Below are 20,337 nucleotides of genomic sequence, written 5' to 3' on the forward strand. Positions count from 1 at the left end.
TAATGTCCAAAATAATTATCTCTACTAGCTTTTTAATTATAGGTGTTACTTTTGGTGTATGGGCAAGTCGAGAGTTTACCACTTCTAAATTTTCCTTAAAATCCTCTTCCCCTTCTCAAACATCTTTACTGCCTATTACCAATAATCAGTATGGGGTTAAAAAATCCACAAATTCAGCAAAAAATATTACTTTTATTACCCAAGTTGCCGATAAAGTAGGTCCTGCCGTGGTTAGAATTGATGCCACCCGTGAAGTTTCTTTAAATATTCCTGACAATTTTAATCACCCTTTATTTCGTCATTTTTTTACCCCAGAAATTCCACCAGAAAACATTGAAAAAGGTACTGGATCTGGTTTTATTATTAATCAAAATGGTTTAATTATGACCAATGCCCATGTAGTCGAAGGTACAAATATTGTCTCTGTTACCCTCAAAAACGGTCAAAATTATGAAGGTAAAGTCTTAGGGGTTGATCCTATCACCGATATGGCTATGGTTAAAATTTCTGCTCAAAATTTACCTACTGTTACCCTAGGTAATACTCGTCAATTAAAATCAGGACAATGGGCGATCGCCATAGGAAACCCTTTAGGATTAAATAATACCGTTACTTTAGGGATCATAAGTGCTTTAGGAAGATCTAGTACAGAAGTAGGCATACCAGATAAACGAGTAAAATTTATTCAAACCGATGCAGCCATAAACCCCGGTAATTCAGGAGGCCCACTTTTGAACGCTCAAGGAGAAGTCATAGGTATAAATACAGCTATTCGTCAAGATGCTCAAGGATTGGGTTTTGCCATTCCCATTGAAACCGCTTCTCGAATTGGCAATCAACTTGTAACTATGGGTAAAGCATCACATCCTTACTTAGGAATACAAATGATCACTTTAAACGAAGACACTCTTAAAAATGGTCATATTACAGAAAATTTAGGATTGAAAACACCAGAAAAACAAGGAGTATTAATTGTCAAAGTGATGGCAAATTCCCCCGCCGCTAATGGTGGTTTACGAGCGGGAGATGTAATTCTCAAAGTCGGGGATCAAGCTGTAGTAAGCTCTCAAGACGTTCAAGAACAAGTGGACTTAAGTATTGTCGGCGAAATATTGATAATAGAAATTAATCGAAATAATCAATTTTTGCAGTTACAAATTCGCCCTGATAATTTTCCAGATAACTTTTAACTTTATACTTTGTTCATGGTTTTTTGTGATATGTTAATTTATGACTAAGTGCGTAAGATTAACTATTATTAAGAAATCCTATCTTTTTCAAAATTTTTAAACATTTTACAGTTATAAAATTAATAGCTTTTCTGTTCTTGATGAGCTTAATTGAGACAAAAACCTTAAGAAAATATAGAAAATAACATTAATTAATGGTCAAAAACGACTTTTATTAGCTACATTAGAATTTATAGATTTTTATTGCTACCGACAAAATATTTTTGGTATTAATGATCACAAAATCTTAGGAAATAAGGTGATTTAGTTAACACCAAACTCATCAAAAATTAAAATGTGCAAAAAAAGAGGAGTGAAAAAATGGGTAAATTAACCAATACAATGGATTATCATAATGACATAATCAAAGCTGAAATTGACGAAGAATTAAATCAGGTAGTAGCTCAATTTTCTATCACAGAAGATAACGCCAAAAAAAATCGTGGAAATAAACCAAAATTAGATGATTCCGTAGGTGCTTTTTTTAAAGAAATGGCCCGTTATCCCTTATTAAGCGCAGAGGAAGAAATTGATTTAGCTTACGCTGTTAAATTTTTGAGTGATTGTGATGAAAAACAACAACAATTACATCGTGAATTAGAAAAAACTCCCACTAAGATACAATTAGCCCATGCTATGGGTTTAGAAAATGAGCGACAATTAGATAATCGTTTATATAAAGGAAGAATTGCCAAAGTCAAAATGATTCGCTCTAATTTGCGTTTAGTGGTATCTATTGCTAAACGTTATCTTAATCGAGGAGTACCATTTTTAGATTTAATTCAAGAAGGCGCTATCGGCTTAAATCGTGCCGCTGAAAAATTTGATCCCAATAAAGGTTATAAATTCTCTACTTATGCTTATTGGTGGATTAGACAAGCTATTACTCGCACCATTGCTAACGATTCTCGCACCATTCGTCTTCCCATACATATCGTTGAAAAACTTAATAAACTGAAAAAAGCTCAACGAGTCTTAAAACAAGATTTGCAACGTCATCCCACGGAAATGGAATTAGCCGAAGAGATGGGCATTAATACACAAGGGTTACATCAACTATTACAGTTAAAAAAACAATCTTTATCTCTGAATCATCGTGTCGGTAAAGGCGAAGATACAGAGTTAATGGAATTACTCGAAGATAGTAATTTACTTTTACCTGAAGAAAAAATGAATGAGACAATGATGCACCAAGAAATTGTTTCTGTTTTGAGTGATGTATTAAGTGAAAGAGAAAAAGAAGTTATCGTTTTGCGTTATGGTTTAGCTTGTTCTAAAGCTCATACTCTCGAAGAAGTAGGTAAAATTTTTGAATTATCCAGAGAAAGAGTTAGACAAATTCAAACTAAAGCTATGCGTAAACTAAGAAGACCACAAGTTGCAAGACGCTTAAAAGGTTGGTTAATTTAACTGATGTTAGGGAAAACAACATATTTGACATTGAAGGTATCAGGTGTCAGGTGTCAGGTATCAGGTATCGGGTATCAGGTATCAGGTATCAGGTGTCGGGTGTCAGGTATCAGGTATCAGTTATCAGGTTTTAAACAATGAATTTATAGACTATTTAACATTCTTCCTAACTCCTAACTACTATTTCTTACCTCTTACCTCCTACCTCCTACCTCCTACCCTCCTATCTCCTAACTATTTATGAGTAGTCAAGAAAATTCTCCATCTTTTACCCGTATTCAACTCTTGGGATTTATGGGAGTAACAGCGATTATTCTCTCGATTATTGCCCAAATTTGGCGTAAATTAGGTTCTATTCAGATTATACCCTTAAATTTCACGGTTCAAGCTCTTTTATTTGCTACTGTTATCGCCATAGGTATTTTTATCGCCAGTTTGATTGTCGCTCAAATATGGCAAGATTATCATCGTAGTGCCGAGCAATATTTAGAATTAATTATCACTCCTCTTGTTATTCCTGATTTAATTTGGGTGGCAATTTTACCCGCATTAAGTGAAGAATTGTTATTTCGAGGAGTAATGATTCCCGCTTTTGGTTATGATTTATTCGCCGTGATTGTGTCAAGTATCTTATTTGGTGTTTTACACTTAAGTGATATACAAAATTGGCCTTATGTAGTTTGGGCAATTATTGTTGGTTTTATTTTAGGTTATAGTGCTTATATAACAGGTAATCTATTAATTCCTATCGTAGCACATGGTTTAACGAACCTTTTTTCTAGCCTAACTTGGAAATTAAGGAAAATTAGTACTTAAGTAAAATTATCCAAGAATAAATACATTAATAATTCTCAATCAATAATTATCAATACTTGATTTTCACAGAGTTTAAACTTATTTAGCTAACCCGAATTATTTATTATTTATTATGTTTAAAGATTGGAATTTTGACGATTGGATGAATCATTTTTTATTCATATTCACGATTTTATTATTATTATATTCATTTATTTTTATTTAATTTTTGAGAGGATTTATTAAAATGAATTTAAAGGCAATGATATTCTCTGGGTTAATGAATGCAATGATTTTAGCTATGATCGCCCTTGCTGTAAATCATATTTCTGGGAGAACACATAGAAGAACAATAGTAGTAACAGGAGGTGCAATTTTAGGGTTTGTAATTGGTTGTGCTTTTCAAGGAATTGCAGAGGAAAAAAATAACCGTCAGGAAGAAGAAAATATTTTAGAATTACCCCCAGTTGATGAAAAAAAATGATCATTAAGGATTGGTGAATTAACTGTTAATTATCAATTTAATATCTAAATCTTGATAAAATTCCTCTTGATGTAATTCCACTTTAGATTGCGATGATAATAATAATAATGCCCAAAATATTCCCACTTTATCCTTTATCTTCTCCTGTTGATGGTTTTGCCAATGACTAACTAAATCATCTAAAGTCATATTACTATGATGATTATTTTTAAGTAAATTTGTCGTCAAAAATTCATTGATTTGTTGAGCTAATTCCGTTAAATTTTCATTATGGGCTAACTCGGTAATAGTTTTTAAAGCCTGTTTACGGGTATAACCTCTTTTGGTTTTATTCAATGGCAAGTCATGACTAATTTGTTTGTCTTTCAACTCACTTTCCATTGCTTGTAATTGAGTGATTAACTCCCCTAAAGTTACTTTTCTGGTTTTTGGGGGTGGTGCGCAAGTACGTCTTTTAATATATTTATCTAAATCACTATCTCGAAAATTACGTCTAATAGCTTCTAATTCCTCATCTTCGATCAAATCTTCTAAATTTTCCTTATCATCATCTTGCTGACTTAATTTTTCCAGAGTTTCTGCTTTAAATAACACTAACATAGAAGCCCATAACATCACTTGTCCCGATTGGGATAAATCTGCTGTTTGTAAAGGGTGATTATTTTGGTCATTTATGCCCAATTCCGCTAAAAAACGATCAATAACTTCGATTACTTGCACATCCCAAGGATCTATCTCTCCTTTTTGCGATAATTCTATTAATAACTCTATGGCTTGACTAGCTGGACTTTTATTCACAATCATGAAAAATAGTAATGGATAAGTTAATTTCCTCCAAAATTGAGGGTTAGGGAGACAAAATTCTTACAAATGATTTAAGAATACTATAGATAATTGATAATGAAAAATGAATAGTGAATAGTAAATAATGAATAGTGAATAAATTTCTCCAAAATTCCTCCCTCCTCCATTGCCAATTATCGAAGATAATGTCTGTTGATACATTGCGTAATCGCCAATTCAATAGCCGAAATCATACTATTATGGTGAGCAATACCTTGTCCTGCAATATCAAATGCAGTACCATGATCAGGAGAAGTACGAATAAAAGGTAAACCAATGGTAGTATTAATTGCTTGTTCAAAAGCCATAGATTTTACGGGTATTAAACCTTGATCATGATAGAGAGCGAAAAAAGCATCAGCTACGGCAATATTAGAGTTATGATACCACGCCTGAGCAGGTTTAATCCACATGATGTCAGGAGGAATTAACCCCATTAATTGTGCCTGTGGATAGCGTTTCCTTGCATTTTCTAACCAATCATTTAACCATTCTTTTTCTTCATTGCCTAGTTTTCCATCTTCACCACTATGGGGATTTAATCCAGCTATAGCAATATGGGGAGAAGTTAGGTTAAAATCCTCTTTCAGAGTATGAATAAGTAAATCTAACTTTGAGTCAAGTAAATCAGGGTTTATGGTATCAGCAACAGCTTTTAAAGGAATATGAGTTGTAGCTAAAAGGGTGCGTAACATCCAACCAGTATAAGGAGATTTACCCACAAACATCATGGCAAATTTATCAACTCCTGATTTTTGTGCTAATACTTCTGTTTGCCCCAGGTAATTATAACCTGCTTTTTGCCATAAAGACTTTGCAATAGGCGCTGTGACGATACCATCAAATTTACCCTCTAAAGTCAATGCGATCGCCTTTTCTAAATATAAAAAACTAGCTTTTCCCGTGTCAGCATTACCCTTACCCCAAATAAAATCACAAGATGTATTTATATCAACTAAATTTAATTTATCAGGATGTGCTAGATTAACATTAGTTTTAGTTTGTAAGTCATAATATGCCTTTTCTAAACAAATTCGAGAACCAATAATAGTGATATTTACTTCAGGAGAAAAAATAAAATTATTTAAGGCTTTTAAGATAATTTCTGAACCAATACTAGCAGGATCTCCTAAAGTAATTGCCAAGTTAATTTTCTGATTATGATTCATTTTTCACTAAGATATTTTTAATAAAAATAATTAATTTATAAGTAGATTATTTTGTTAATAAAAGTATTGTTAAACTTAATTTTTAATTCTTTTACTTGTGATTATAGAACATTTATCCATCATTCAAATTTTGGCGATACTATCAGCATCGGCGGCCGGAGGTATGAGAATAGGATTACCGTTATTGATTATTGGCATGGTACGTCTTGATCAATTATGGAGCAATATTCCTCTTTTGTCCTCTTTAAATCCGCAAATAATTATTGGAGTGTTAACAAGTTGGTCACTTTTTGAATTATTAGGCACAAAAAAAATTATCGGTTTACGCATTGTACAAATTATACAGTTAATATTTAGTCCTTTAGTGGGCGGATTAATGTCCGTGGGAGTTGCTAATGTAATTGGCGTAAAAATTACACCATTATGGTTATTAGGATTAGTGGGAGGTTTATTAGCTTTAGTTTTAAAATTGGTACAAGTAGGATGGTTTTTTCGCTTAGGTAAAATTCCGATTATTTTTATCTTTTTAGAAGATTTTTTATCCGCAATTTTAGTAATTTTTGCCTTACAAGCTCCCGAAAATGGAGGTTTAATTGCTATGATTTTATTATGGATTGCTTTGCGTAGTTCTACTGAATGGAAATATCGATTTCAAGGAAAAAAGAAAGACGGATAGGAGTTAGGAAGAATGTTGAATAGTCTATAAATTCATTCTTTAAAACCTGACACCTAATACCTGATACCTTAAACTTGCCATCATCCACACCCTAATTAAACTAATAATTGACGACGTTTTTGCTCAAATTCATACTCTGAAATTAAACCTTCTTGACGCAATTTTTCTAATTCTCTTAATGCCGTGCCAATTTCCGCTACTTGTTGAGGATTTGTGATTATATTCTCTGTTTCGGTAATATCATTAGAGTTAAAACGTAAATTAAATTTTTCAACATCTTGCACCAAGTATAATACCATATCGATGGCACAAGCAATACGAGCAATAGGACTTTGCCAACTAAGAAGAAAATAAATTACTCCCCATAAAGGTTGTTTTAAATAAAATTTATGTAAGCCAACTACGGGGGTTACTGTACCAACAAACGCTAAAATAATCGTCAATATTCTGTTTTTTGGTTGATTTAAAAAATTAATAGATTTAGATAACATAGTTATTTTAGGTTACGGAAATCCGTATTTTCAGATAATGTAGATAATTTTATAATTAATAAAAGATAAAATTTATTTTATATAATAAACATATACTGTGAAAATGAGGGCAAAATGGGATTTTTTGATTCAGAAGTAGTTCAACAAGAAGCTAAACAGTTATTTGAAGATTATCAGTCATTAACTCAATTAGGCACTGAATTTGGTAAATTTGATCGGGAAGGAAAAAAAATCTTTATTGAAAGAATGGAAAATATGATGGATCGTTATCGTATTTTTATGAAAAGATTTGAGTTATCTGAAGATTTTATGGCTAAAATGACTATTGAACAACTTAAGACTCAATTAAATCAATTTGGGACAACTCCTGAACAAATGTTCCAACAAATGAACTTAACTTTAGAGAGAATGAAACGAGAAATTGTTTAACTTTAAATGACGAAAAAACTGTCTTAAAAATTCGGTTTTACTCAAAGAAAATAATGAGTTAATTTGATAAATTAATCTATATGAGATTTTCACAAAGAAGAAATAATGATAATAAACATAGAAAAGATTATTGCTGTTATTAAAAACGCTATAATCATCAGTCTAAATTTTCAGAAAATCTTTTTTAAACCTTTATGATACGTCAACTTAATACTTTTTAGATGAAATAATATTTTAAGGAGAAAAAACTATGAATTATAAAAAAAATCCCCAGAATAAATTTTTTAATCCATCGGAAGATAATAATAATTTTTTAGATTATCTACAGTCTTTAAATCCAGAAACCATCAATCAGCTTTCTAAACCTCAATCTCAAGAAGTATTTCAGGTTATGGAACGCAATATTATGGGAATGTTAGGCACTTTACCTTCAGAACATTTTGGCGTGATGATTAACACTAACAGAGAAAATTTAGGAAGACTATTAGCTTCGGCAATGATGAGTGGTTATTTTTTGAGAAATGCTGAACAAAGAATGGATTTTGAAAAGTCTTTAACCAATAATGAAGAATAAAGAATTAATCATTCCTCATTCCTCATTCATGATCAATAATTAGTAACTATTAATTAATTCATAACGATTAGTTAGTTTGTCTAATTGTTGTACTAATAAACTTAAGAATAAGCCAACATCAGTAACAATTCCCACGGATTCTACCGAACCACGATCACTTAATTTGGTTACTACTGCTGGGTTTATGTCCACACAGATCATTTTTACCCCTGCTGGTGTCATATTTCCTACGCCGATGGAATGCAACATAGTAGAAAGCATGATAATCATATCAGTACCTTTCAATAGACGAGAATAATCTTCTTGTGCTTTAATTAAATCCATTTGGGTATCAGGCAACGGACCATCATCACGAATTGAACCTGCTAAACTAAAAGGTACGTCATTTTTTACACATTCATACATAATACCTTTGGTTACGATACCTTGGTTTACTGCTTCAGCAATACTTCCCACCCGACGAACTGAATTGATTACATTTAGGTGATGACGATGACCGCCTCTAACGGGAGTACCTTTACGCATATCTACCCCTAAAGAAGTTCCCATGATAGATTGTTCCATATCATGAACAGCGATGGCATTTCCTCCTAATAAACATTGAACATAACCTTCACGAATTAAACGAGAAAGATGCTCAGAACCTCCAGTATGAATAACTACAGGTCCAGCTACTACAGCTACTTTTCCTCCTTGATCACGAATATGACGTATTTCCCAAGCAATTTGTTCAACTAATAATTCTACTCGTCTTTCACTAGAAACACCGCCACTCATAAAGCTAAATTCTTGAGGTTGGTTTCTTTGTTCTCTTGATTGAGGAGATCTGATGGTGCGAATGCCATCAATACCAACAACAACTTTTTCTCCTACTTCCAAGTCACGGAGTAATTTACAAGTAGCCGTAATACCTTCTTCACTTTCTTTAATCACGATAGCACCATCCATGCGTTGATTCGTGACTTTTTCCCAATAACCGTTGATTCTTACTTCTGTGGGGTAAATATTCGTAATATAAAAATCATCGGGAGAAACCCCTGATTTGACAACGGTTTGAAGATTTGCATCGGATTCTTTTTCAGGAATAGAAACCGCACCTAAATCAATTAAAAGACTAACAATATCTTCCATGACAGTCATAGAAGGTGCAGAGATACGAACTTCCGCAGTGGAGGGGCTTTGTCTTTCCACTCCTAAGTCAAAATTAAGAACTTTAAAACTTCCGCCTTCTTTAATAACTACATCTAAAGCACGATTCATTAAGCCGCTATCGAGTAAATGTCCTTCCAATTTAATAACACGACTGGTGACGCTGACGTTAGCATGAACGTCCTCCATAATGGGTTCAGTTACTCTTAAAGTCAGACATTTTGCTGCCCCCCCTGCTTTCAAAAATTCCGTTAAAGGAGTTTGAATAACCGTAAAGCCTTTTTCCGTAATCCGTTTTTCTAAATCAGGGGTGATTTTATTCATGATCACCACATCATTAATGTTAACAGTATTACAAGCAAAGTTCACGGCATCGGCTTCTTCTACAATAATGCGTTTTTCTTCAGGTACACGCATTTCGATAAGTGCATTAGAATAACTATCAAAAGCGGGAGGATAATAGAGTAAGTAACCGTTAGTTAAAGGGCAAAAACAAGTATCTAAATGATAAAAACGATTATCCATTAACCGTAAAGATAAAACTTCTGTATCTAACCATTTAGCGATATATGGGTGAGAATCTAATTCTGAGCGGAAACCATAACCTGCCCACAACCAACGTCCTTCTCTATCAAATAAAGCGTCTCCTGCTCCTTCAAAGGGTAAATCCTTGGGCAATTCATAGACATTAAAACCATTTTCTTCAAACCATTTTTTAAAAAAAGGCTCTTCTCCTTGTCTTTCAGGATGATAAAATCGACTTAAGACAACATTATCTCCTAAGACTAAACCAGCATTAGCGGTAAATACCATGTCAGGAACGCCTTTTTGAGGGGCAACTAAATCAACAATAGCGTATTCTTTAATGATGTGATAAAGTTTTTCCCATTGTTCTACTGCACGTTCTCGACTAGATTTATGTATATTACCTTCCATCCAAGGATTGATCACATAATCAACATCGTAGTGATCGGGGGCGCACATTAAAATGCGAATATCTTGAGTCATAACCAGAATTTTAAATTTACTATTTACTATAAAAATTAATTGGCTAATAGCTAATATTTTTTTGCCAACATTCCATTATAACTTTATGTCGTAGGTATTTTTTCTGTCATGGTTAAGATGTCTCGAAATCATAACTTATCAGAGACAAGAGTTGATGAAATATAGGGTAATAATATGTATCTACAAAATCCTAGCAAAAAAAAACAAAAAATGGGTATGAAATTGTACAATCTTTACGATATGATTAGGCACATTAGAAAAATTTACTTTATTTAGTTTAAATTAACAGAGGAAATAAACTGTGGTTAGAGTAGCTATTAATGGCTTCGGGCGTATTGGTCGTAACTTTTTGCGTTGTTTGTTAGGCCGTGAGAATAGTGGTTTAGAATTAGTAGGTATTAATGACACTTCAGATCCTAAAACTAATGCACATTTATTAAAATATGATTCAATGTTAGGAAGATTAGATGCTGATATTAAAGCAGACGAAAATTCCTTAATTGTCAACGGTAAAACTATTAAATGTGTTTCTGATCGTAACCCTCTTAACTTACCTTGGGCTGATTGGGGTGTGGACTTAATTATTGAATCCACTGGTGTTTTTATTACCGATGAAGGTGCATCTAAACATATTCAAGCAGGAGCAAAAAAAGTCTTAATTACCGCTCCGGGTAAAGGTGCTAATATAGGAACTTATGTTGTTGGTGTTAACCACAAAGATTATAGTCACGATAAATATAATGTTATTAGTAATGCTAGTTGTACTACCAACTGTTTAGCTCCTATCGCTAAAGTACTTCATGAAAGTTTCGGTATCATTAAAGGTACAATGACAACTACTCATAGTTACACAGGAGATCAACGTTTATTAGATGCTAGTCACCGTGATTTACGTCGCGCTCGTGCAGCAGCAATTAACATTGTACCTACAAGCACAGGGGCAGCTCAAGCAGTGGCTTTAGTATTACCTGAATTGAAAGGAAAATTAAACGGTATCGCTTTAAGAGTACCTACTCCTAACGTCTCCATTGTGGATTTAGTTGTACAAGTGGAAAAAAGCACCATTGCCGAACAAGTTAATGATGTACTTAGAGAAGCGGCTGAAGGAGAATTAAAAGGTATTTTAGGTTATAACGAATTACCTTTAGTTTCCTCTGATTATCGTGGTAGTGATGTATCCTCTGTGGTTGATGCTAATTTAACTATGGTAATGGCTGGAGATATGATTAAAGTTGTCGCTTGGTATGATAACGAATGGGGTTATTCTCAGAGAGTTGTGGACTTGGCTGAAGTCGTTGCGGCTAACTGGAAAGGTTAATTTTTGACTTTTTTTTGTATATAATAAACTCCCCAACTTCTCTTTTTTGATGAGATGCTTAACGCAATTAGTTGGGGATTTTTTTATGAATAAAAGCGGTTTGATATATTTTAATAACGTTATTTCGGTTTTTGATCTTTAAAATTTGATTCTCTTTATATTTAATGATCGTGAAAGGAAACATAGAAGATATGATAATAGTAACTTGTTGTTTTAATTAAAACTTAACCTTCCCATTGAATCTCAAAATCTGAATTATGACTAAAACGACTTCAAAAATCAGATGTGTTAATAAAAGATGTAAAACATTGAATCTTTTAGAAGATACTTTTTGTTCTCGTTGTCATATTCCAGTGGTTAAACGTTATCTGCGAATTCACGGAACTTTAGCTAAAGAATATCATATCGGTGAATTAATCGAAGATCGTTTTTTGTTATGTCATCCTGATATTGTCATTGATACTAAACCAGATTTATTACCGATTTTGCCCGATAGTGTATCGGAAGAAATTACTTGCTATTTAAAACTTTTTTCTCATCGTCTCCATATACCTCAAATTTATGGTTATGTTGATCAACAATACTCTGCTTTACTTTTAGAATATGAAAGTGTACCCATAGATGACAAAGGTCATTTAATTTATCCTAATTTATTCGCTACCATTGAATCGAGTTTTGAAAAAGCCTCTACTTTAAGGCAGGTAAATTGGTTATGGCAAATGGTGATATTGTGGAAACCCTTAGCAAAACAAAAAGTTTTATCTAGTTTCTTTAAACCTAATAATATTCGAGTTAGTGGTGGCATCGTCAAATTAATAGAGTTAACCAGTGACGATAATGAAAATAATCCTAATTTAAAAGATTTAGCTGATTTATGGTCTCATTGGATTCCTTACTTAAATCCTTTAATTCAAGATATTATTAGTAACATTATTTTATCTTTACAAGAAAATTTAATTAAAACTCCTACTAAAATATTAGCAATTCTTGATCAAGTTTTATATCTTTTAGGTAATAATTTTTATCGGCGAAAATATCAAATAATTACTGCTACAGATGCAGGAAAAAAAAGAGGTAATAATGAAGATGCTTGTTATCCTGAGACTAATATTTTAAAAGAAACAAGATCTGGTATTGATACTCTGGCAATAGTTTGTGATGGTTTAGGTGGCCAAGAAGCAGGTGAAGTTGCTTCTAATTTAGCTATTGAAATTATCCAAAAAGAATTAGAAAATGATTATAAAAAAACTCTCAAGGAAACTCTCCAAAATAAACATTGGACTCCTTTAATTGATGCTGAAAAAATCCATAATGCTGTCAAAAAAGCTAATGATAAAATTAATCAAATTAATAACACTGAAAAACGTCATGAAAGGCAACGCATGGGAACTACGGTTGTTATTACTATGGCGATCGCTCATGAAGTATATCTTTCTCATGTGGGAGACTCTCGAATTTACTGGATAACATCGGATAGTTGCCATCAAGTAACAGTAGATGATGATTTAGCCACTAGAGAAACACGATTAGGCTATGGTTTTTATCGTGAAGTAGTGAAAAATCCCCAAACAGGGGCATTATTACAAGCATTGGGGATGAATTCTTCTCAAAAACTAAAAGTACATATAAGGCGATTTGTACTAGATGAAGATTGTGTATTCTTATTATGTTCAGATGGATTATCTGATTTTGATCGAGTTGAACAGTATTGGACTTCAGAAATAATACCAATAATCAAAGGAGAAATTACCATAGAAGATGCCGCTAAAAAAATATTGAATATCGGTATCAATAAAAATGGTCATGATAACGTTACTATTGGTTTAGTTTATTGTCAGTTAGAAGAAAAAAAGCCAGAAGAATATGAAAGTCCATTATCTTGGGAATACTTACAGGAAATAATCCCAAATTTACCAAAACCCCAAGGAAAAATTAACATCGAAAAACCCGATAATATTAGCAATGAGAATAAAGTAAATTTTGCCCTTGATAAATCAAAAATTATCATAATTGCATTTATAATCTGCTTAGGTTTAGGATTTTTTTTCTGGTATCAAAATAAATCTTCTCAAAATAAATCTTCTCGAATCTCGATTATTTTTTCCAAAAACCTAACTTCACCAAAGACTTAATTTATAGTAATGTAGAAAGAGAAACAAAATTTGAATGAAAAACCAGCAATTATGGAAAACTTATTAAACATTGAAAATATAGACTTAGAAACTATTATTACCGCTTTATTATATTTAAGTCTTAGTGGTTTGTATTTATTAATACTTCCTGCTATGGTTTATTTTTATCTCAATAAGCGTTGGTATGTAGCTAGTTCTTTTGAACGTGGTTTTATGTATTTTATGGTATTCTTTTCTTTTCCGGGTATGTTATTATTAAGTCCATTTCTCAATTTTCGTCCTCATCGTCGTCAATTAAGCTAATTATAAAAAAGCTGAAATAATCCTATAACATTGATTTAATTATGAGAAGAATAGATGCAATTTTAATCGCTTTGGTGGTATTTTTGATTGGTGGTTTAGCTTATATTATTTTTCAATTTTTAGGTATAGAAGCAGCTACTGCTGGAATTTGGAGTCAAGTATTATTAGTCGTGGGTTTAATTGGCTGGATAACAACTTATTTATTCCGAGTTTTTACTAATGATATGACTTATCATAAACAAGTGAAAGATTATGAAGACGCTTTTTTTGCGAAACAATTAGAGAAAATGTCTCCCGAAGAAATTGAACAATTAATGGCTGAAAAAGAATAAGAAAAAATCCAACTATTTAAACATTAATTATCGATTATCCATTACTATTTATACATCAAAAATGACCTCAATTTCTCAACGTTTTGCACAACTTAAAAAACACTCTCAATGTGCCTTAATTCCTTTTATTACTGCTGGAGATCCCGATTTAGAAACAACTATTAAGGCCATCAAAATCCTAGCAGATAACGGGGCGGATATGATTGAATTAGGTGTACCTTATTCCGATCCTTTAGCGGATGGTCCTGTAATTCAAGCGGCCGCTACTCGTGCTTTAAAACATGGCGTATCTTTAGATGATGTTCTTAATATAGTTAAAACTGTTCCATCTGATCTTGATATTCCCATTATTTTATTCACTTATTACAATCCGATTTTTTATCGAGGAATGGAAAATTTCCTTACCACTATTGCCGATGCTGGGGTTAAAGGTTTAGTTGTGCCCGATTTACCCTTAGAAGAAGCAGAAAATTTTTTAAATATTGCTCAAGACAAAGGTATAGAAGTAACTTTATTAGTTGCACCCACTAGCCCCATAGAAAGAATCAAACAAATTGCCGCAAAATCTCAGGGTTTTATCTATTTAGTTAGTGTTACTGGAGTTACTGGTATGCGATCGCAAGTAGAAAGTCGGGTAGAAGATTTAATTAGTAAATTAAAAACTGTGACAGATAAACCGATTGGCGTTGGCTTTGGAATTTCTGAACCATTACAGGCTACTCAGATGAAACAATGGGGAGCAGATGGAGTAATTGTCGGGAGTGCTTTTGTAAAAAAACTCAATAACAATAATCATCAACAAGGTTTAGAAGATGTTGCTAGTTTATGCGCAAGTCTCAAAAAAGCCATTGAATAATTAGAGGTTGCTCAAAAAGTATCAGGTATTTGGTATTTGGTATCAGGTATTTGGTTAAAGCTGACGACTCATAACTACCTCAGTTCGACATAAAATTATCATTTAAGATAAGATTTCGGAAAGGGTGTTAGGTATCAAGTAAAGAATTAGTAAACAAGTTGTTCAAATTGATTTTATCAAAATTAAATTAAGTAATTAATTGATCTAAACAAAGAAATTGTTAACCTGCAACCTGCAACCTGCAACCTGTCAGCTGAAACCTATTTAGCGGATTGAATTAATAACCATGTACCTATACCGAAGCCTAAGAAATTAGGCAACCATGCCGCCATAAAAGGGGTAACAATACCCCAAACTCCTAAAGATTCGCTGACAAAAGATAGTAAATAATAGGAAAAGATTAAACCTACACAAATACCAAAACTGGTGGCTTTATTGGTATTTTGGGGACGAATGCCTAATGAAGCACCAACAATACCAAAAACAACACAAACAAAAGGCAAGGAAATTTTACCTTGAATTGCTACTAAAAGTTTGCGAATTTCTTTCTCATTAGCTTCTAATTTGACGATGGTTAAATGTTCTCTAGCTTGAGCAATACTCATTTCATTATAACTAAGAGGGCGTTGTGCTAAGTCCAGAGGTGCGCGAGATAATGCCAATTGCTGATGTTCAAAACGAACAATATTACGATAGCCACCGTCAGGAGAAATAAGATAAATTGTACCATTGAAAAAATCCCAGACATTTTCTGACATATTCCAAGTAGCGGTTTGAGAGGTAAGAATCTGATTTACACCTTTACGAGAAAGATCTAAAATCGTTAAATCCTTCATTTGTTCTCCGTTAAATTCTTCTGCATAAAATAACCTGACTAAAACCGAGTGAGTACTGCCATCTTCATAGGTAACGGTTTTGTATTCAGGATAAAGAATATTGCGATCTTTAAAAGTGGGTCGGACTCGATTGAGAGCTTTTTGTAGCGTCAAAGTAGCTTGTCTATTAGCGTTAGGGGTGACGACATCATTAATAAAAAAAGTACATCCAGTGACAATTAAACTCAAAATAATCGCTGGTATGATTAACCGATAAATATTAATACCGATACTGCGCAAAGCAATAATTTCACTGTCACTAGAAAGACGGCTATAAGCCATTAAAGTTGCTAATAATACGGACATAGGAAAAGCTAAAGCGATAAACTCAGGCATCCTTAAGAGTAAAATTTTGATGGCAACGCTAAATAATAAACCTGATTCTGTGACTTTGCGAATTAATTCAAATAAAGTACCGATGGATAAACCTAAAGAGGTAAATAAACCAATACCAAACAAGAAAGGTAATAACAACTCCGTCATAATATACCGATCCATGACCGATATTTGTGGTAAAGATAGTTGAAATTTTGGTTCTTTTTCCATGGTTTTAGGCTTGAAAATTATCTCCTAAATAGTATTGTCTAACGAGGGGGTTATTGTAAAGTTCTTCTCCTGTACCTGAGGCTAATATTTGCCCTTCTCTCATAATATAAGATCTGCTCGTAATTGCTAATGTTTCTCGAACATTATGATCTGTGATTAAGATACCCATTCCTTGATTTTTTAATCCTCCAATGATTTCTTGTATTTCAGATACGGCAATGGGATCTACTCCTGCAAAAGGTTCATCTAATAAGAGAAATTTAGGTCCTTCTTTGCCCACCGCTAAAGCCCTTGCTAACTCGGTTCTGCGTCTTTCACCTCCAGAAACTTGAGAGCCTTGGGTATCAATTACTTTTTCTAAGCGAAACTCCCCAATTAACTGATCTAAACGCATTTTTTGAAAACGACTAGATAAATTAGTTTGCTCTAAAACCAACCTTATATTATCTTTAACACTCAAATTTCTAAAAATACTAGCTTGTTGGGTTAAATAACCGATACCTAATTTTGCTCTTTCATTAAGTTGTAATTTCGTAATATCTTGTTCATCGAGATAAACATTACCTTCATTGGGTTTAACTAATCCCGTAGCAATATAAAATGTTGTGGTTTTTCCTGCTCCATTAGGACCTAATAAACCGACTATTTCTCCTTGAGAAACTTTAACATTAACTCGATTAACAATACATCTTTTGCCGTAAAATTTATGGACATTCTCTAACAGTAACTTCATTTAACAATTAGCATATAGGCATTAGCAATTAATCATTATAAACTATTCACTATTTTCTATAGGATTTATTTATTTTCTGTTTCATCTACTAAATAAACGGATTCTACTTGTTGTTTTGTTTCGGGAGTAGCAATAAAACGTCCTTCATCAATTAAATAAGTCATGGTTTCTGCTCTCATGGTGTTACCTTCTTGTAACACATAAACATTTCCATTTAACACTAATCTTCTTTCTCTACTAAAATATTGTGCTTGAGCAGAGGTTGCTTGAAGATCCCTTGCTGGATAATTAATATAAACATTTCCCCTAGCGGTAATAACTCCCGTTTCGGAATTAGCTTCTTGTACATCTGAACGTACTGTTAAGGGTTGTTTTGGTATAGCGGATTGCGCTTTTGCTTGGTTAAAATCAAAATTGGTCAATATATTGATCATAACTGGAGAAAATAAAGATATTGCTATTAATGACGAGTAAAAAATTTTTCTAGGTTTTAACATAGTTTTAACGGCTTTCATACTTGTAAAATGGGTCATAAATAATCAATTCTAATCTTTATTTTAACGGATGATCGTAATATCTCTCTCTGACGATCAACTATCACTAAAAGTTGCTTGTTATAAAGAACTTGAGGGGAAAATTCCCAATGATGAAGAAATGTAACCAACTTTGACAAGCTGTCATTTGACAATAAAAAACAAATTGAGGAAGATCAAATATGAGAATCATTAAAAAAATTAGAACATGAAAAAAATTATTAGTTTGGTATTGTTATTAATTACTGTTGCTACTTTCAGTTTTAGTACACCCGCATGGGCTGGAGATGCTGTAAAAGGAGCTGCGGTTTTTAGTGCTAATTGTGCGTCTTGCCATATGGGAGGAAGAAATGTTGTTAATGCAGCGAAAACTTTACAAAAAGCTGATTTAGAAAAATACGAAATGTATGACATCGAAAAAATCAAAACTCAAATAATGAAAGGTAAAGCAGCAATGCCAGCATTTAAAAACATTACGGCAGAGCAAGTTGAAGATGTAGCTACTTATGTTCTTTCTCAAGCGGATAAAGGCTGGAAATAATTTTTAGCCATTAACAAAGCAATTAGCAATTAACAATTTTTGACTTTTTATTTTCCCTTTCGATACAATAAGTGAGAGTAAAATAAATATCAGATCATCTAATGTCAGACTTAAAAACACAGTTAAAAGAGCAAATTGCGCCAATGGATTGGCAAGATTTAGTTACTCACGCTCAAAGAGATGTCTTAATTGTAGTTGATAGTAATTTAGATTTAATCGAAGTGGGATGCGCCATCGCTAAAGATAAAACAAGTTTAGTGCAAAATTGGATTAGTGAACAACTTATTCAAAAACCTTCCCCTCAACAACTAAGTTTGTGGAATCAAAATCAAAATTATAAATTTAATACAATTATTGTCCAACCCTATGTATTAATTTCTCCTTGTTTTGAGGAATAAAAATTTTGTCTTTATTACTTCTGTTCGTGATAAATTATTCCTTGAAAAAGTGTCAGGGTACAAGTGAAATGCAAATGATGAGTCTATAGAATCCATTTGGTATCTATGATGTACTTATCATCGATATATGAGATGTCAATCTTTTTAAGATTAGTCGAATAAAACAAAGATTGATTTTTTGTTTTGAATTAAATAAGGACAACGTTCCCATGAGACGTAATACGGCTCATTATATGCTCAAGAGGTTGGCGGTAATTATATTAATTTTTGAAGATATAATGAAATGTATAGTATTTTTTTGCTTTTCTTGCATAAATGATGAGAATTGAACTGATAAATATATGTCTAGTCTATCTTTCTTCACTCTCTACTAATTTTAAGGTCAAAAATGCTCAACTCCGTTTTTAAAACTTGCTACCCCAGACAAGAAATTTTGTCAGGAGATTTACAGTTAGACCTTTTTGCCGCTAAATTAAAATCAGTGGTAGAAGGAAAAGCACCTCAAGTATATCAAAATCCAGACTTATTTTTTGCCAATACTTTTCCCACCGATGGCATTAAAACCCTTATTCGAGAAGTGTTTACCCGTTTGAGTGCGTATAGTAGCGGTTCACCCATTTTACGGTTAGAAACCAGTTTTGGCGGTGGTAAAACCCATGATGAAATCGCTATCTGGCATATTGCTAAATCTGGGCGTAACATTGAGGGTTTAGAGAGATTTACTGATTTAGATATTATACCCACTCAAGCCATACAAGTCGCCGCCATCGATGGGCGGGATTTAGATGCCCAGAATGGAGTTATTCATCAAGATACTGGAGTAACAACTTATAGTCTTTGGGGGGAAATTGCTTATCAAATTGGCGGTGTGGAAGGTTATCAATTATTGCAAAAAAGCGATCTTACTTTTTTAAGCCCTGGCACTTCGGTAATGGAAGTCTTAATCAAAGATAAACCCACCGTCATTATCTTAGATGAAATTGCCCGTTATTTGAGTATGGCAAGGGGTAAAAAAGTCGAAGACAGTAACCTCGCTAAACAGGTGGTTAACTTTTTATTCTCTTTAATGGATTTGGCTTCGGCGACTAATAACCTTGTGTTAGTCTATTCTTTAGCTTCTAGTAGCGATACTTTTGCCGATGAAACCAATGAGTTAAAAGAGTTACTTAGTGCTTCTGCCCGTCAGGAACGGATTTTAACCACTAGTACCGATGTCGAAATTTATAATATTGTTAAACAGCGTCTCTTTGATTCTGTGGATGTAGAAGCTGGAAAGGCGATCGCCTCGGCTTACCTACAAACTTATAAAACTTCTTCTCTTAATTTACCCGATAGTTGCAAAGATGCCACCTATGCAGAAGCAATTTCACAAAGTGGCGTTGCTGAATTAAAGTATGATTTTTAGATAAGGTGATGCCGAAGGCACGCTACGCGCACGTATCTTTATTACTCTCTTAAATTATCACAGAGGCGTGCTGTGTACCAGAGCCGACGAGCGATCGCTCGTAACTTG

The 20,337-nt window shown here is 33.1% G+C and carries 22 protein-coding genes; 15 read left to right on the forward strand and 7 right to left on the reverse strand.

The window, feature by feature from the left end; genetic code table 11:
• Positions 1-2 precede the first annotated feature (2 nt).
• From ACEW8E_RS01420 to ACEW8E_RS01435, 4 genes are all read left to right on the forward strand, one after another.
• The gene (locus ACEW8E_RS01420; RefSeq protein ID WP_373478555.1) at positions 3-1,190 is read left to right on the forward strand and encodes an HhoA/HhoB/HtrA family serine endopeptidase; all 1,188 of its coding nucleotides are present in this window, start codon (positions 3-5) and stop codon (positions 1,188-1,190) included.
• Positions 1,191-1,550: 360 nt separating this feature from the next.
• The gene (locus tag ACEW8E_RS01425; RefSeq protein ID WP_373478556.1) at positions 1,551-2,639 is read left to right on the forward strand and encodes an RNA polymerase sigma factor, RpoD/SigA family; all 1,089 of its coding nucleotides are present in this window, start codon (positions 1,551-1,553) and stop codon (positions 2,637-2,639) included.
• Between the two features lie 240 nt (positions 2,640-2,879).
• Positions 2,880-3,455: a CPBP family intramembrane glutamic endopeptidase gene (locus ACEW8E_RS01430; RefSeq protein WP_373478557.1), complete on the forward strand. Its 576-nt coding sequence runs from the start codon at positions 2,880-2,882 to the stop codon at positions 3,453-3,455.
• A 226-nt stretch (positions 3,456-3,681) separates the two neighbouring features.
• Positions 3,682-3,918: a hypothetical protein gene (locus tag ACEW8E_RS01435; RefSeq protein ID WP_373478558.1), complete on the forward strand. Its 237-nt coding sequence runs from the start codon at positions 3,682-3,684 to the stop codon at positions 3,916-3,918.
• Between the two features lie 18 nt (positions 3,919-3,936).
• Here the strand turns inward: ACEW8E_RS01435 and ACEW8E_RS01440 are convergent, their stop codons facing one another.
• Positions 3,937-4,722 (reverse strand): segregation/condensation protein A, encoded by a 786-nt coding sequence (locus ACEW8E_RS01440; protein WP_373478559.1) that lies wholly within the window; start codon positions 4,720-4,722, stop codon positions 3,937-3,939.
• Between the two features lie 173 nt (positions 4,723-4,895).
• Positions 4,896-5,930 (reverse strand): 4-hydroxythreonine-4-phosphate dehydrogenase PdxA, encoded by a 1,035-nt coding sequence (gene pdxA, locus ACEW8E_RS01445; RefSeq protein ID WP_373478560.1) that lies wholly within the window; start codon positions 5,928-5,930, stop codon positions 4,896-4,898.
• Positions 5,931-6,027: 97 nt separating this feature from the next.
• On the opposite strand from pdxA, the gene ACEW8E_RS01450 reads away from it, so the two are divergent.
• Positions 6,028-6,606, forward strand: coding sequence for a DUF4126 domain-containing protein (locus ACEW8E_RS01450; protein ID WP_373478561.1), 579 nt, complete (start codon positions 6,028-6,030; stop codon positions 6,604-6,606).
• A 95-nt stretch (positions 6,607-6,701) separates the two neighbouring features.
• Here the strand turns inward: ACEW8E_RS01450 and ACEW8E_RS01455 are convergent, their stop codons facing one another.
• Complete coding sequence (locus ACEW8E_RS01455; protein ID WP_373478562.1) at positions 6,702-7,097, reverse strand: NINE protein; 396 nt, start codon at positions 7,095-7,097, stop codon at positions 6,702-6,704.
• Between the two features lie 114 nt (positions 7,098-7,211).
• On the opposite strand from ACEW8E_RS01455, the gene ACEW8E_RS01460 reads away from it, so the two are divergent.
• Both ACEW8E_RS01460 and ACEW8E_RS01465 read left to right on the forward strand, forming a co-directional pair.
• Entirely contained in the window at positions 7,212-7,526 is a 315-nt protein-coding gene (locus ACEW8E_RS01460) for a DUF1825 family protein (protein ID WP_373478563.1), read from the forward strand.
• A gap of 250 nt (positions 7,527-7,776) precedes the next feature.
• Positions 7,777-8,100, forward strand: a complete 324-nt coding sequence (locus tag ACEW8E_RS01465; protein ID WP_373478564.1) for a DUF760 domain-containing protein — start codon at positions 7,777-7,779, stop codon at positions 8,098-8,100.
• A gap of 39 nt (positions 8,101-8,139) precedes the next feature.
• On the opposite strand, the gene ACEW8E_RS01470 is transcribed toward ACEW8E_RS01465, so the two are convergent.
• Complete coding sequence (locus tag ACEW8E_RS01470) at positions 8,140-10,257, reverse strand: TIGR00300 family protein (protein ID WP_373478565.1); 2,118 nt, start codon at positions 10,255-10,257, stop codon at positions 8,140-8,142.
• A gap of 301 nt (positions 10,258-10,558) precedes the next feature.
• On the opposite strand from ACEW8E_RS01470, the gene ACEW8E_RS01475 reads away from it, so the two are divergent.
• The 5 genes from ACEW8E_RS01475 (at position 10,559) to trpA (ending at position 15,198) form a co-directional block, all read left to right on the forward strand.
• On the forward strand, positions 10,559-11,575 hold the full coding sequence (locus ACEW8E_RS01475) for a type I glyceraldehyde-3-phosphate dehydrogenase (RefSeq protein WP_373478566.1): 1,017 nt from the start codon (positions 10,559-10,561) through the stop codon (positions 11,573-11,575).
• A gap of 257 nt (positions 11,576-11,832) precedes the next feature.
• Positions 11,833-13,707: a PP2C family serine/threonine-protein phosphatase gene (locus ACEW8E_RS01480; RefSeq protein ID WP_373478567.1), complete on the forward strand. Its 1,875-nt coding sequence runs from the start codon at positions 11,833-11,835 to the stop codon at positions 13,705-13,707.
• 51 nt (positions 13,708-13,758) lie between these two features.
• Positions 13,759-14,010: an NAD(P)H-quinone oxidoreductase subunit L gene (ndhL, locus tag ACEW8E_RS01485; RefSeq protein WP_373478577.1), complete on the forward strand. Its 252-nt coding sequence runs from the start codon at positions 13,759-13,761 to the stop codon at positions 14,008-14,010.
• A 41-nt stretch (positions 14,011-14,051) separates the two neighbouring features.
• A complete protein-coding gene (locus tag ACEW8E_RS01490) occupies positions 14,052-14,342 on the forward strand; it encodes a DUF3007 family protein (protein ID WP_373478568.1) in 291 nt (96 codons plus the stop codon).
• 61 nt (positions 14,343-14,403) lie between these two features.
• The gene (gene trpA, locus ACEW8E_RS01495) at positions 14,404-15,198 is read left to right on the forward strand and encodes a tryptophan synthase subunit alpha (RefSeq protein ID WP_373478569.1); all 795 of its coding nucleotides are present in this window, start codon (positions 14,404-14,406) and stop codon (positions 15,196-15,198) included.
• 260 nt (positions 15,199-15,458) lie between these two features.
• Here trpA and ACEW8E_RS01500 read toward each other — a convergent pair whose 3' ends face one another.
• The 3 genes from ACEW8E_RS01500 to ACEW8E_RS01510 all read right to left on the reverse strand — a co-directional run bounded on the left by ACEW8E_RS01500 (position 15,459) and on the right by ACEW8E_RS01510 (position 17,786).
• On the reverse strand, positions 15,459-16,619 hold the full coding sequence (locus ACEW8E_RS01500; protein ID WP_373478570.1) for an LptF/LptG family permease: 1,161 nt from the start codon (positions 16,617-16,619) through the stop codon (positions 15,459-15,461).
• Positions 16,620-16,623: 4 nt separating this feature from the next.
• Positions 16,624-17,352 (reverse strand): LPS export ABC transporter ATP-binding protein, encoded by a 729-nt coding sequence (gene lptB, locus ACEW8E_RS01505; protein ID WP_373478571.1) that lies wholly within the window; start codon positions 17,350-17,352, stop codon positions 16,624-16,626.
• A 65-nt stretch (positions 17,353-17,417) separates the two neighbouring features.
• Complete coding sequence (locus ACEW8E_RS01510) at positions 17,418-17,786, reverse strand: LptA/OstA family protein (RefSeq protein ID WP_373478578.1); 369 nt, start codon at positions 17,784-17,786, stop codon at positions 17,418-17,420.
• A gap of 307 nt (positions 17,787-18,093) precedes the next feature.
• On the opposite strand from ACEW8E_RS01510, the gene petJ reads away from it, so the two are divergent.
• The 3 genes from petJ (at position 18,094) to ACEW8E_RS01525 (ending at position 20,229) form a co-directional block, all read left to right on the forward strand.
• Complete coding sequence (gene petJ / locus ACEW8E_RS01515) at positions 18,094-18,426, forward strand: cytochrome c6 PetJ (RefSeq protein WP_373478572.1); 333 nt, start codon at positions 18,094-18,096, stop codon at positions 18,424-18,426.
• 101 nt (positions 18,427-18,527) lie between these two features.
• Positions 18,528-18,824: a DUF2288 domain-containing protein gene (locus ACEW8E_RS01520; RefSeq protein ID WP_373478573.1), complete on the forward strand. Its 297-nt coding sequence runs from the start codon at positions 18,528-18,530 to the stop codon at positions 18,822-18,824.
• Between the two features lie 388 nt (positions 18,825-19,212).
• A complete protein-coding gene (locus ACEW8E_RS01525) occupies positions 19,213-20,229 on the forward strand; it encodes a DUF499 domain-containing protein (protein WP_373478574.1) in 1,017 nt (338 codons plus the stop codon).
• Positions 20,230-20,337: the final 108 nt, after the last annotated feature.

The sequence above is a fragment of the Geminocystis sp. genome (assembly GCF_041753295.1).
Lineage (GTDB): Bacteria > Cyanobacteriota > Cyanobacteriia > Cyanobacteriales > Cyanobacteriaceae > Geminocystis.